Source organism: Shewanella mangrovisoli (assembly GCF_019457635.1).
GTDB lineage: Bacteria > Pseudomonadota > Gammaproteobacteria > Enterobacterales > Shewanellaceae > Shewanella > Shewanella mangrovisoli.
Genome location: NZ_CP080412.1, coordinates 2,090,402 through 2,104,011, shown reverse-complemented (window position 1 = coordinate 2,104,011; position 13,610 = coordinate 2,090,402). Strand labels below are relative to the sequence as shown.

General features: G+C 46.3%; 6 protein-coding genes and 1 tRNA gene. 1 reads left to right on the top strand and 6 read right to left on the bottom strand.

Annotation, left to right across the window (positions count from 1 at the left end; genetic code table 11):
* Nucleotides 1-58: 58 nt before the first annotated feature.
* From K0H60_RS09280 to K0H60_RS09270, 3 genes are all read right to left on the bottom strand, one after another.
* Nucleotides 59-146, bottom strand: a tRNA-Ser gene (locus tag K0H60_RS09280).
* Between the two features lie 203 nt (nt 147-349).
* Entirely contained in the window at nt 350-2,344 is a 1,995-nt protein-coding gene (locus tag K0H60_RS09275) for a methyl-accepting chemotaxis protein (RefSeq protein WP_220057947.1), read from the bottom strand.
* A gap of 257 nt (nt 2,345-2,601) precedes the next feature.
* On the bottom strand, nt 2,602-3,234 hold the full coding sequence (locus K0H60_RS09270; protein ID WP_011622460.1) for a YchE family NAAT transporter: 633 nt from the start codon (nt 3,232-3,234) through the stop codon (nt 2,602-2,604).
* Between the two features lie 317 nt (nt 3,235-3,551).
* On the opposite strand from K0H60_RS09270, the gene adhE reads away from it, so the two are divergent.
* Nucleotides 3,552-6,152 carry a bifunctional acetaldehyde-CoA/alcohol dehydrogenase gene (gene adhE, locus K0H60_RS09265; protein WP_220057946.1) on the top strand — a complete coding sequence of 867 codons (2,601 nt, stop codon included), beginning with the start codon at nt 3,552-3,554 and terminating at the stop codon, nt 6,150-6,152.
* 535 nt (nt 6,153-6,687) lie between these two features.
* Here adhE and K0H60_RS09260 read toward each other — a convergent pair.
* From K0H60_RS09260 to K0H60_RS09250, 3 genes are all read right to left on the bottom strand, one after another.
* Nucleotides 6,688-7,221 carry a cell division protein ZapC gene (locus K0H60_RS09260; protein WP_011716798.1) on the bottom strand — a complete coding sequence of 178 codons (534 nt, stop codon included), beginning with the start codon at nt 7,219-7,221 and terminating at the stop codon, nt 6,688-6,690.
* A 200-nt stretch (nt 7,222-7,421) separates the two neighbouring features.
* Entirely contained in the window at nt 7,422-8,441 is a 1,020-nt protein-coding gene (pyrD, locus tag K0H60_RS09255) for a quinone-dependent dihydroorotate dehydrogenase (RefSeq protein WP_220057945.1), read from the bottom strand.
* Between the two features lie 62 nt (nt 8,442-8,503).
* Nucleotides 8,504-13,348: an NAD-glutamate dehydrogenase gene (locus K0H60_RS09250; protein ID WP_220057944.1), complete on the bottom strand. Its 4,845-nt coding sequence runs from the start codon at nt 13,346-13,348 to the stop codon at nt 8,504-8,506.
* Nucleotides 13,349-13,610: the final 262 nt, after the last annotated feature.

Below are 13,610 nucleotides of genomic sequence, written 5' to 3'. Positions count from 1 at the left end.
AATTCGTCCCAAAGCAAAAACGGGAATCAGTAAGTTACTGATTCCCGTTCTTTAAATTTGGCGGTGAGAGAGGGAGTCGAACCCTCGATACGTTTCCGTATACACACTTTCCAGGCGTGCTCCTTCGGCCACTCGGACATCTCACCAGATTGTTGTGATTCGTTTTACGTGTTAATCAGCCACGATGTTACAACTTCATAAGCTTTACTCGTAAGCTTTCGTCGTTAACGGAGCGGTACTGTACGCAAAAGCCTGTGGGTGGTCAAGTAAAAAAGAGAGGATTTCAGGCGGTTGCGCAATTGCTAAACAAACCGCCTGATAAAGTGGGATTTATGTCCGGCTTTCACCATTAATTGACGTGGAACTTGTTCACTTCCTTAGACATTAAAGCCGCATCGTAGGTCAGTGCTTTGGTCAATTCCCGTAATTCATCCGAAATCCTCTGGGTATTGAGGTAAATTTCACTGATCTTTAATGCATTGCGATTCACATCCTCTGACACGGCGGACTGCTCATGGGTTGCCGTGGCAATTTGCTCGTTCATGCGGTCGATAATATCCACCTGCTCGACGATGCGTTTAAGCTCAATCCCCGCCTGCTCGGCTTCGTGCACGCTGTTATTGGCCTGCATCAGCCCGCGCTCCATCGCTTTAACGGCGATGCTGGCACCAGATTTGAGTCTATCCGTCATGTTCTTAATATCCGAGGTCGAGGTTTGTGAGCGCTGCGCGAGGCTTCGCACCTCATCGGCCACTACAGCAAAGCCTCGTCCCATTTCGCCAGCCCTTGCCGCTTCAATTGCCGCATTAAGCGCGAGTAGATTCGTTTGTTCGGCGATGCCGCTGATCACATCGAGCACCACCACAATACCGTGGATTTCACGGTCGAGTTCATTAATGGCTTTAGAGGCGCCATCAATATCATTGGCTAAAGCCTTAATGGCGGCACTGGTGCGGCCCACTTCGATATTACCCGCTTTCGCTTCATGGTTCGCCGCGGTGGAAGCTTCCGAGGCATTAACGGCGTTACTGGCGATTTCTGCCACGGTTGCGCTCATCTCTGTCATTGCCGAGGCCACTTGCTCAGCCTCACTGTGCCCTGCCATCACATCTTGCTCCATTGCGTGGGTGCACACATCCATTTGCTCTACCGCTTGCTGTAACTTGCTAGCGCTAGCACGCACTTGCAGGATAACACTCTCGAAATCATTCATCATATCGTTGAATGCAATGGCTAATTCCCCAAATTCATCCGAGCTGTTTTGGGTTAAGCGCACACTAAGATCATAATGTTTTCTTGCCTTGGTCACCGTCGAATACACATGATGCACACTGTCGTGTAGATAACGGATCACCGACAAACTCAGCAATAACACTAAGACTAGCACCACAGTTAAGGTCACCAGCACGAAGAACATATGCTCGTTGGCAGTAAAGAGTCGGTCTGTGGTGGTTTTTAACAGATCAGCAGAAACTTGTTGCTCAAAGTCACGCAAACGATCGATACGCGCCGTGGATTTAGCAAACCAATCCTCTGGGTTTTGTTGTTGAATTTTCTGATTATCTTGATCGGTTGCTATTTGTCTTAATACCTCAACCTCTTTAACTTCGTTACCATTCTGCAGCTGGCGAATACCATCCACTAAATTGGGCGTGGCCAGCGCCAAGAAGCGCTCAAGATACGTATTTTGCTCAGAGACTAAGGTAATAAACTTGGCATAAACCTTAGGCTTAAAGCCTGCTTGGCCGAAGGTTGAACTCAGTACAGCACGCTCAATCCCCGCCCTCTCCTTCATCTGTAGATAGGCACTGAATGCTGCAGCCTTAATGGCAATTTCTTGGTTAGCCCCCGCCTTTGCCGTTTCATCGACGATGGCTAATAGCTGTTTGTTTAAGTCGGTGTAATAGGCCACTTCATCGGCCACACTAATGGATAAGCTATCTACCTGCGAGCGTATGCTAGAAAGGCGGCCAAGTTGGGTGTTTATCTCCCGCAACTTAGGCGCAAACACTTCAGGTAACGCATTGTTTGAAATGAAATCCTGGAATTGCCTCAACTGAGTGTCGGTCAACTGTCTTTGACCAGGGATTTTACCTGCAAAGGCTTTACCCGCAGAACCAATAAAGCCAGCGCTCATGCCGCGCTCTTTTTGTAACTCATGCACCAAATTACTGTTGGTGACGGCGAGTTCACTCAATTGCACAATCAGCTTGAGTTCTTGACGATATTCATATTTTTCAATGAGAAACAACGCACCATACAGAAAACACGCAAATAACGGTGGCAATACAACCATAAGTAATTTTTGCTTTAAGCTGAGGTTGCCAATCCATTGCCATTTCATAGCGATATCCTTATTAGATGGGGTTAAAAAGTAAGACAAATAAGGTATAGCATAGGATTAACACGATAACGACCATTTTGCGCTAATTTAGCAACTGCTAAATACCTAAAAAACAGATGCTTGCACTCATTAGCGTGGTAGAAGACCTACTCTAGTCGGAGAATAAGACTTAAGGGAAACCAAAAGAACTAGGTCGATAATTGTGCCAATGCCACAGTTAAAACAAGGGAGGACTTGGTGTCCTCCCATCTTCATTTTTAGCTAAAAAGTTGTGGGAACAGCCCTTTAATACCAGCGGCAATCACCTCAATCCCAATCGACAGCATTAATAGCCCCATCAAACGGGTAATAACGTTAATCCCTGTTTTACCAAGAATTTTGTAGATGATTGATGCCATTCTGAACAGGGCGAAACTCACCAAGCCAAAAATGATCACTGTGATAAACATCGCCACAAAATTGGAGAAGGAATTATGCTCTGCGGCAAACACGATGACCGAGCTAATCGCACCAGGGCCTGCCATTAACGGCAAGGCTAACGGCACCACCGCCACTGACTCCATCGCCGAAGATTCGCGGTCTTCCTCTTGGTTGCGTTTTACTTCACCCAATTTACCCTGCAGCATCGACATCGCAATAATCGCGATCAAGGTGCCGCCAGCGATCCTAAAGGCCGAGAGTGAAATGCTAAACATATTCAAAATATGTTGCCCCGCCACTATGGTCACCAGCAGGATCACCACCACCGCAAAGTTAGCCACTTTACCCGTATGGTTGCGCTCGGCTTCGGTTTGATGACTGGTTAAGCTCACAAACACTGGCAACAAACCAATGGGGTTGATAATGGCAACCAGGCCAAGAAAAAATTTAACGTAAAGTGTTAACTCCAAGTTGCAGTCCTTATTGAGCGTGTCACGCCAATTTCATCAAACTAACCGTAAGGGCAAGTATAGTAGCTTAACCACAGATGACTGAAAAATGAGATTTTTGAGGTTAAATCACAAGTTTGAGTAATAGCTGCTTTAGATACTCGACTCATTTTAGGTCAAAGAGGCTAAAACAGATCATTGTTACTGTATTTTTATTACATAAAAGCGCCAAACTGATTGAATGATCACACTTTCACTTAGGCTTTAGGTGTAATTTTTCACCATAAAGAAGATTTAGCGAATCGCGCATTCCCTAAATCTTTTTAGGAGTCTTAATCATGACAGTAACCAATGCTCAAGAACTGGATCTCATGGTCGAGCGCGTCGCCAAAGCGCAAGCCGAATATGCCAGTTTTAGCCAAGTCCAGGTCGATGCGATTTTCCGCGCCGCCGCACTGGCCGCCGCCGATGCGCGTATATCGCTCGCGAAAATGGCCGCCGCCGAAACCCGAATGGGGGTGATTGAGGACAAAGTGATTAAAAACCACTTTGCCTCCGAGTACATTTATAACAAGTACAAAGATGAAAAGACCTGCGGGATTTTATCTGAGGACCCCACCTTCGGCACTATCACAATCGCCGAGCCCGTGGGTATTATCTGTGGGATTGTCCCCACCACCAATCCCACCTCCACCGCCATCTTCAAAGCGTTGATCAGCCTTAAAACCCGCAATGCGATTATTTTCTCCCCTCACCCAAGGGCGAAAGTCTCGACCACCACAGCGGCCAAACTGGTGCTAGATGCCGCCATTGCCGCCGGTGCGCCCAAGGACATTATCGGTTGGATTGATGAGCCCAGTGTGGCACTTTCCAATCAATTGATGACCCACCCTAAAGTGAACCTTATCCTCGCAACTGGTGGCCCAGGAATGGTGAAAGCCGCCTACTCCTCCGGCAAACCCGCGATTGGCGTGGGCGCGGGTAACACGCCGATTGTGATTGATGAAACCGCCGATATAAAACGTGCGGTCAGCTCGATTTTGATGTCTAAAACCTTCGATAACGGTGTTGTCTGTGCCTCAGAGCAAGCGGTGATTGTAGTCGATAGTATCTACGAACAAGTTAAAGAGCGCTTTGCCACCCACGGTGGTTATCTCTTAAATGCGGCGCAAACTGCTGCAATGCAACAAGTCATCCTTAAAAATGGCGGTTTAAATGCCGATATCGTCGGCCAAAGTGCCGCGACCATAGCGCAAATGGCGGGCATTGATGTCCCACACACCACCAAGGTATTAATTGGTGAGGTCACCGATATCACTGAGGCAGAGGCCTTTGCCCACGAAAAACTCTCTCCTTTACTTGGCATGTACCGCGCCGCCGATTTCAATGACGCCGTCGATAAAGCCGAAGCCTTAGTTGCCTTAGGCGGCATTGGCCACACATCCGGCTTATATACCGACCAAGACACCCAAACCGAGCGGGTGAAAACCTTTGGTTTTAGAATGAAAACCGCGCGAATTCTAATCAACACTCCTGCATCACAAGGCGGAATTGGCGATCTGTACAACTTTAAACTCGCTCCTTCGCTCACCTTAGGTTGCGGCTCTTGGGGCGGAAACTCGATTTCTGAAAACGTCGGTCCAAGCCATTTAATCAATAAGAAAACCGTCGCTAAGAGGGCTGAAAACATGCTGTGGCACAAGCTTCCTTCATCTATTTACTTCCGCCGCGGCAGTTTACCCATCGCCCTTGAAGAATTGAGCGATAAAAAACGCGCCCTCGTAGTGACCGACAGATTCCTGTTTAACCAAGGTTATTGCGACGAAACCTTAAAGATTTTAAAAGCCCAGGGCCTTGAAACCGAAGTCTTTTACGAGGTGGAAGCCGATCCCACACTGGCCACAGTGCGCCAAGGTGCCAAAGTCGCCAATAGCTTTAAACCCGATGTGATTATCGCCTTAGGCGGTGGCTCGCCCATGGATGCAGCCAAGATTATTTGGGTGATGTACGAGCATCCCGATGTCGACTTTGCCGATTTAGCCCTGCGTTTCATGGATATCCGTAAACGTATCTATAAATTCCCTAAAATGGGCGTCAAAGCCACTATGGTGGCGATCCCCACCACATCCGGCACAGGCTCTGAGGTCACACCTTTTGCCGTGGTGACCGATGAACAAACAGGTAAAAAGTACCCCATCGCCGACTATCAACTCACCCCAAACATGGCGATTGTTGACCCGAATCTGGTGATGGATATGCCGAAATCCTTAACCGCTTTCGGCGGAATCGATGCGATCACCCACGCGCTCGAAGCCTATGTCAGCGTAATGGCGAATGAGTACAGTGATGGTCAAGCTCTGCAAGCTCTTGACCTACTGTGCAAATATTTACCCGATGCTTATCAGCTTGGCGCCGCATCCCCTATTGCACGTGAAAAAGTGCACAATGGCGCCACGATTGCTGGTATCGCCTTTGCCAACGCCTTCCTTGGGATCTGTCACTCTATGGCCCATAAACTGGGCGCCGAGTTCCACTTAGCCCATGGACTGGCCAATGCGCTACTCATTAGTAACGTGATCCGCTTTAATGCGACCGACTTACCCACTAAGCAAGCCGCATTCAGCCAATACGACAGACCCAAAGCCCTCTGTCGCTACGCGGCCATTGCCGATTATTTAGCCTTAGGTGGAAGTTCAGATGCGGAAAAAGTCGAGAAATTGCTGGAAAAAATCGAGCAACTCAAGAAGACGCTGGGCATTCCAGCATCTATCCAAGAAGCGGGAGTTAACGAAGCCGACTTCCTCGCCAAACTAGACGAGCTCGCCGAGGATGCCTTCGATGACCAATGTACTGGCGCCAACCCTCGCTACCCCTTGATTAGTGAGCTAAAACAGCTACTGCTCGACAGCTACTATGGCCGCCCCTTCACCGAGCAATAGCACATTAAAATAGTACATAAAAATAGTGCATTAAGTAGTAAGTAAATTGACTGGGCTTTGTTTCCTTAGCGATATAGGCAAACAAAGCCCATTATTCACTAAAGTATCGACAAAGAAATTTGAAGATATATTCAACTGGTCGACTTATCTTAAGGTTTACCAATCTAATGAATCGCCTGTTCCTAAACTTATTGTCTATCCTAGTTTATTAACACCATTTCTAAGATAAATGAAGAGTAATTCGAGAGCGCTCATATCTATATTTACCCACATACCTTGCGTTCAAACATCGGGATGATGAGTATCACTAAAGCCTATAATTTGGATTAATAAGGAGATATAACACTGTCAATATTCTAAATTGACTTTCAGTCAATCATGTAGGTTTAATGGGATAAGTGCGACCTGCTAATCAATAGCATCTCAATAACGTCAGATTCGCGGAAAAAGTGCGGAAATAATAGAGAATAACACCTGATTATGTTGGCAATAGCTCGAAATAAAAATGACGGCCAAGGCTTGGCTAGACCGTCATTTATGCTGCGACAACATGACGCTGTACCCTTAATGGGTGTAAGCGATTATGCATCACCTTAATGGTTTCAAATTGCGTCATGGTTTTCGCGCCGGATAACACACATTCTGGCGATAATAACATCACCAACGCGGATTGAAGGGTGTTTTCTATGACTAAGACTAATGCCCGTTGTTTTTGGCATTTAAGCTCAAAGACTTTGCCTACATCGCTAAATACGCACACATCGCTGCAATCAAAAAACCATGATTTTGGCATTTGCGGTGTCAGCATAAAATGCGCGGCTGTCGCATTTAGGGCGATTTGCACTATGGCGGCATCGGTAAGGGATAAGGTTTTCGGCAACTTGTCGAGCAAGCTCATATAGAATTTGGCGTGCGCAATATTAAATTCCATGCTTGATAAGGCATCAGGAATTAATGATTTTGCTTTATAAGCCGTCAGAAATTCTATCTCGGCACCTAACGAAACGCCTAATACACCATACGAATCGTTATATTTCCAGTGCCAATCCTTTTGTGGCAATAATAACATAACGTTTACCTACTATTTGAACACTCGCACATCATAGTAGATATTTTATTCAATATCAAAATAAAAATAATAAAATACAGATTAGTTAACAATTACTTAGTGGATCCGTTTTGAGATCTTAACTGCGATCTAATGATCGTTTTAGATCGCAGTTATTATTAAAAGATCTTATTTTAGATCCTATCATGATCTAAAGATCATTATTTTAAGCGGTAAGCTTCTACAATTTCTTTAATTAACTTTGGACCCTGGTAAATAAAACCTGAGTAAATCTGCACCATAGTCGCGCCTGCATCAAATTTTGCTAACGCATCTTCAGCACAGTTAATACCACCAACACCAATGATCGGGATCTGGCCATTTAAATAAGTGGCTAATTGTTTGATCACTTTAGTTGAAAGCTCAGTCAATGGCTTACCACTTAACCCACCACTTTCATTGGCATTCGCAAGGCCACTGACACCGTCACGGGTTAACGTTGTGTTAGTCGCAATCGCGCCATCAAACTTGTTTTTAATCAAGGATTTAGCTATATTTTCGATTTCTTCCGTGGTTAAATCGGGCGCAATTTTAAGGGCAATTGGCACATATTTTTTATGTTTCTCGGCCAACTCAAGTTGCTTGGTTTTTAATGCGCTTAATAATTCATCTAATAGATCGCCATATTGCAGCGATCGTAATCCGGGTGTATTCGGTGATGAAATATTCACCGCAATATAGGCCGCATAGGGATAAACTTTATCCATGCAGATCAAATAATCGTCTTTGCCCTGCTCTACTGGAGTGTCTTTATTTTTACCAATATTGACCCCAACCATGATATCGGTTTTCTTTGCGATCAAATTTTTGACCAGATTATCGACACCTTTGTTATTAAAACCCATGCGATTAATGATCGCCTTTGCGGGTTTTAATCTAAATAAACGGGGTAAATCATTACCGGGTTGTGGTCTTGGGGTCACAGTGCCCACTTCCACATGACCAAATCCCATCGCATGAAAGGCATCGATCGATTCGCCATCTTTATCCATACCCGCGGCAAGACCGACAGGGTTTGGAAAAGTCAGTCCCATAAAGCTGACGGGCGCTGGCGCAATATTCTGGGCATAAAACGCATTCAGTGGGCTATTACCTGTCATTTTCAGGCTGCCAATGGCTAAATTATGCGCTCGCTCAGGATCCATCTGAAACATGACTTTCTGTGCGATTTTATAAAACATGTATTTTCCTCGACCTAAAAAAAGCCCCGGCGATCGCCAGGGCTTCTGATTGTTATAAAAGTTTACTTATGGCCTTCGCAATGAAGGATCAGAAGGTTCAGTTCACGCAGGGCGACAGAGAACTTAGCAAACTCATGGCTTTGCGACGTTTTGAAGTCAGCGAGCATATGGAACCATCTTTCTAGTAGGGCTTGATTGGTATCAATCCACTGAGAAATAACGCTCTGGGCGTCACAGGTTGCACTGCATGTTCTTAAGACCACTGACGTCAACGCACGTTGTTGCCAATCCAACTCTTCCCTAAAGGCGGCACGAGCCAGTGCTTGCCAATGGTTCGCCACGGGTTGTGCACTGATCTGCTCTAGGAACCAGTGCAGCTCAACGCGGGCACCGAGTTTGAAATATGTCTCGGCAACGAGCTCAACTGTTTTCTCTTCGGCTTGGGCAATTTGCGCAATATCCAGCGCCGAGAACAGTGTGCTCATGTTAGCCACGACGGTTGCCACTTCATGAGGCACATTCTCTTTGATAAGAGCGTTGATCTCAGCTTGGATACCCGCCGCTTCTTCTTCTACCAAGTAAGAATGAACATTCGCTTTGATTTGTTCAAATACAGGTTTGAAGAATGCTACAGTTTGCTCGATGCTCCAAGTACGGTTGCGGTGACGCAGGAACCAGCGGCATGCACGGCGCATGTTGCGACGTAATTGATGCAGCATTTCGCCCTGAACCACAGCAGGAACAATACCGTTTAAGTCAGTGATCGCTTTAGTTAATTCAGCTAAACCAAACACTTCGCGAGCCATAGTGTAACAAATTGCCGCGTCGGCAACTGAGGCACCAGTCTCATCTTGCATACGTTGAACAAAGTTCAGACCCATGTCGTTGACCAATTCGTTGGCCAGTGACGTGGCAATGATTTCACCGCGCAGTGGGTGCGTCACCATTCTGTGGCTGTACAGTTCCTGAAGTTGTTTCGGGAAGTAAGCAATCAACAGTTGGCTCAGCAACGTGTCTTCGGTGATTTCTTGAGTCAGTAACTGCTCTTTCAGTACCATCTTAGCGTACGCCACCAGAACCGATAGCTCTGGGCGCGTTAATGCGCGGCCATTGGCTAAACGTTCTGCCAGCTCTTCTTCCGACGGTAAGAATTCTAAGGCGCGGTCTAACTTGCCTTCTTTTTCCAGATACTGGATAAAGCGAATTTGCTCTTTTAACTGCTCAGCACCACGGACTTGGGTTACCGAAATCGTACGGGTTTGATCTTTACAATCCTGCAGAACGATTTGGCCAACTTCTTCGGTCATCTCTTCCAGTAAACGGTTACGTTGCTTGAGTGTCAGTTCACCCTCAGCCACTAACGCGTTTAATAGAATTTTGATGTTAACTTCGTTGTCAGAACAGTCCACACCACCCACGTTATCCACGAAGTCAGTGTTGATACGACCGCCGTTAGCCGCGTATTCGATACGACCTAACTGAGTACAACCTAAGTTACCACCCTCGCCCACGATCTTGGCACGCAGTTCGCGGCCATTGACACGCAGTGCATCGTTCGCGCGGTCACCCACTTCTGCATGGGTTTCACGTGCTGACTTAACATAAGTACCGATACCACCGTTCCAAATCAGATCCACTGGCATTTTCAGCAGTTCTTTCATCAGTTCAGTCGGGGTCATCGAGGTCTTTTCCGTTTCCAGCATTTGCTTCATTTCAGCAGACAATGGAATTGACTTAGATGAACGCAGGAAGATACCGCCGCCCTTAGAAATCAGCTTGCTGTTATAGTCTTCCCAGGTTGAACGTGGCAGCGCGAATAAGCGGGCACGTTCTTCATAGCTGGCAGCGGTGTCTGGATTCGGGTCGACAAAGATATGCATGTGGTTGAACGCAGCCACAAGTTTTGTGTGCTTAGACAACAACATACCGTTACCGAATACGTCACCCGCCATGTCACCAATACCTAAACAGGTAAAGTCTGTGGTTTGACAATCGATACCCACTTCGCGGAAGTGACGTTTAACCGATTCCCAACCACCTCTGGCCGTGATACCCATTTTCTTATGGTCGTAACCGTTACTACCGCCCGACGCGAACGCATCGCCTAACCAGAAGTTGTATTCCTGCGAAATGGCGTTAGCGATATCCGAGAAGGTGGCAGTACCTTTGTCTGCCGCGACCACTAAATATGGGTCATCTTCATCGTGACGGACCACATCCACCGGATGAACGATTTCGCCGTTAACGATGTTATCAGTGATATCGAGCAGCGCACGGATAAAGATGCGGTAACATTCTTGACCTTCGGTGAAGAAGGCTTCGCGGCCACCTTCGGTAGGCAGTTGTTTACAAACGAAACCACCTTTCGCGCCCACAGGTACGATTACCGTGTTCTTCACTTGTTGTGCTTTTACTAAGCCAAGCACTTCGGTACGGAAGTCTTCACGACGATCAGACCAACGTAAACCACCACGAGCCACTTTACCGTAGCGTAAATGCACGCCCTCAACCCGTGGCGAATAAACGAAAATTTCGAATTTCGGCAGCGGACGCGGCATTTCAGGAATTAACGAAGGCATGAATTTAAACGAGATATAACTCTTAGATTCGCCTTTGGCATCCAGTTGGTAGAAGTTGGTACGCAGCGTGGCGTTAATCAGATCGAGGTAACGACGGATAATACGGTCATCATCTAGGCTCGATACTTCGTCTAAACGTAGGTTGATCTGCTCCATAAACTTGCCCAGAGTACGGGTCTTCAGTTTTGGATTGAACTTACGGATAAACATTTTCACCAACAAATCAGCGATTTGTGGGTAACGGCCGAAGGTTTCTTCGATATAAGCTTGGCTGAAGGTCGCATCGATTTGACGCATGTACTTAGCGTAAGCACGCAGTACTGACACTTCACGACCAGTTAAACCTGACGCCAGAATGATGCGGTTAAAACCGTCATCTTCTAATTTCTTTTGCCACACTTGAGAGAGTGCAGTTTGGAATCTGTCTTGGCTATCGGCGATATTGTCAGTATTAGTGACTTTAACCGTCATTAAGAAGTCTAAGATCCAGAAGGTAGAACCGTCTGAAGTGGTCACTTCGTATGGGCGCTCGTTGATCACGCGCAGACCAAAGTTTTCCAGCATCGGCAGTACGTCAGAAAGATGGATTGGCTCATCTTTATGGAACAGTTTTAAACGCACTTTGTTGTCGTTCAACGCCGCTTCCTGCGGTTGATAGAACAACATGCCTAACTTGTGTTCGTCATCCAGCGCTTCAAGCTGTTGCATATCTACAACGGCAGAGCTTGGTAATACGTCTTCTTTATAGCTTTGTTCGAAGGCGTTAGCGTAACGCTTCATCAGATGAGTACCGGCTTCTTCACCTAAGGCAGTGTTTAGCGCGGTATTTAACTTATCTTCCCACGAGCGTGCCGCTTCAATTAAATTGTTTTCAATGGCAGCCACATCTACATCCATATTATTGTTATCAACTTTGACAATGTAGTGAGTACGGGCCAGGGTTGACTCGGAGAAATACGTCGTAAACTCTACATCTTCTTTGCTGTTGAAATGCTGAGCCAGAATACGTTGGGTATCTTGGCGAAGTTTAGTGTTGTAACGGTCTTTTGAAACGTACACTAAACAGGATAAGAAACGACCGAAACCATCTTTGCGAACAAAGAGTTTCAGTTTGTCCCTGTCTTGCATCTCGAGCACACCGTGCGCCGTGTGTGCTAAATCATCCACATTGGCTTGGATTAGCTCATCGCGCGGCAGGTTTTCGAGAATGTTCAGCAGGGCTTTATAGTCGTGAGAACGTGGCGTTAAACCTGAACGGTCTAATACGCGCTGAACTTTTTCGTTCAGCAGTGGGATCTCACGTGGGCTGCGGTTATACACGTTTGAGGCGTACAAACCGATGAATCTGTCTTCACCGACCACATTGCCTTTCTTGTCGAAGCGTTTGATACCGATATAGTCCACATAGGCAGGACGGTGCACGCGGCTCTTGGCGCTGCTCTTGGTCAGGATCAGTAAACTGTGGTCTAAGGCTTCTTTACGGGCACTGTCAGAGAAGCTTGATAATAACAAACCTTGCTCTGGCTGAGTTTTATGGTGCTTATTCATTAAGCCTAAACTAGAGGCCATATTCGGCACTAGCTCGACGTCGCCTTCAACGCGTTTTAAATCGTATTGACGGTAACCCAGTAAGGTAAAGTGATGATTATTAAGATAAGTTAAGAAGTTAATTGCTTCTTCTAACTCTTGCTTCTCACCGGGGAATGGACGCTTAGGTAACTCTTTAATGGTCTCACTCAGCTTAGCTGACATCGCGCTCCAGTCGTTGACTGATGCAGCCACATCACCCAGCACAGATTGGATTTCGCGCTCAAGGGCTTTGATATCCACACTGCTGCTTTGACGGTCGATTTCAATCAGGAAAACGGCAACGTGTTCAGTGCTGTCAGGGCTTTGATTCAGGTACGTGACTTTGGTTACATCCTGGGCTGAACGCTCAATCGCCAGCGGAGTGTGTAACATCATGTGAGCCGTAATACCCATACGATTCAATGCCATACCAACTGAATCTACCAAGAATGGCATGTCAGGTTGGATAACTTCAATGATCGAATGAGTTGATTGCCAGCCGTGTTTTGACTGACTTGGATTGAATACTCTGAGGTGAGTCTCCCCTTTCGGGGTTTTGTTTAGTGCATTCCATAAACTGAGAACCGCACCATACAGGTCGCTGTCGTTACGCGCATTGAGATCGTCTTTCGACATGTGGGCATAAAGGCAGTTCGCGAACTGTTCAACTTGCTTGGCTTGTGAATTAGGGACTTTAGCGTGAATTAAACTGACTACATTTTCAAGTAGTACTGAAGGCATTGCATCTTTCAAGGCCATGTTGCTGTTTCCTTAAGCGTCTATGGCAGCGCTTTTTTTCATTATTTGGATGCTTCGGCTTAACGATCTCAGAAAATTAGTGTGATCCAGATCGTCGCGCGAAGTTTATTACTAAATCCTCTGTATTTCGAGGAAAATTTTAGTGGTACATCCTCTGTAAATCCAGCCAGAGCGTAAAGATGCGATAACAGGTGAGCAAAAAATCAAAAAAACAGCGTTTATATTCAAAGACAATGGGGAGTCAAAAACTCCCCATTGTTTG

Coding starts and splice junctions, on each gene's coding strand:
- K0H60_RS09275 (WP_220057947.1), bottom strand. CDS start 2,344: ATGAAATGGCAATGGATTGGCAACCTCAGCTTAAAGCAAAAATTACTT.
- K0H60_RS09260 (WP_011716798.1), bottom strand. CDS start 7,221: ATGTTATTATTGCCACAAAAGGATTGGCACTGGAAATATAACGATTCG.
- adhE (WP_220057946.1), top strand. CDS start 3,552: ATGACAGTAACCAATGCTCAAGAACTGGATCTCATGGTCGAGCGCGTC.
- K0H60_RS09250 (WP_220057944.1), bottom strand. CDS start 13,348: ATGGCCTTGAAAGATGCAATGCCTTCAGTACTACTTGAAAATGTAGTC.
- pyrD (WP_220057945.1), bottom strand. CDS start 8,441: ATGTTTTATAAAATCGCACAGAAAGTCATGTTTCAGATGGATCCTGAG.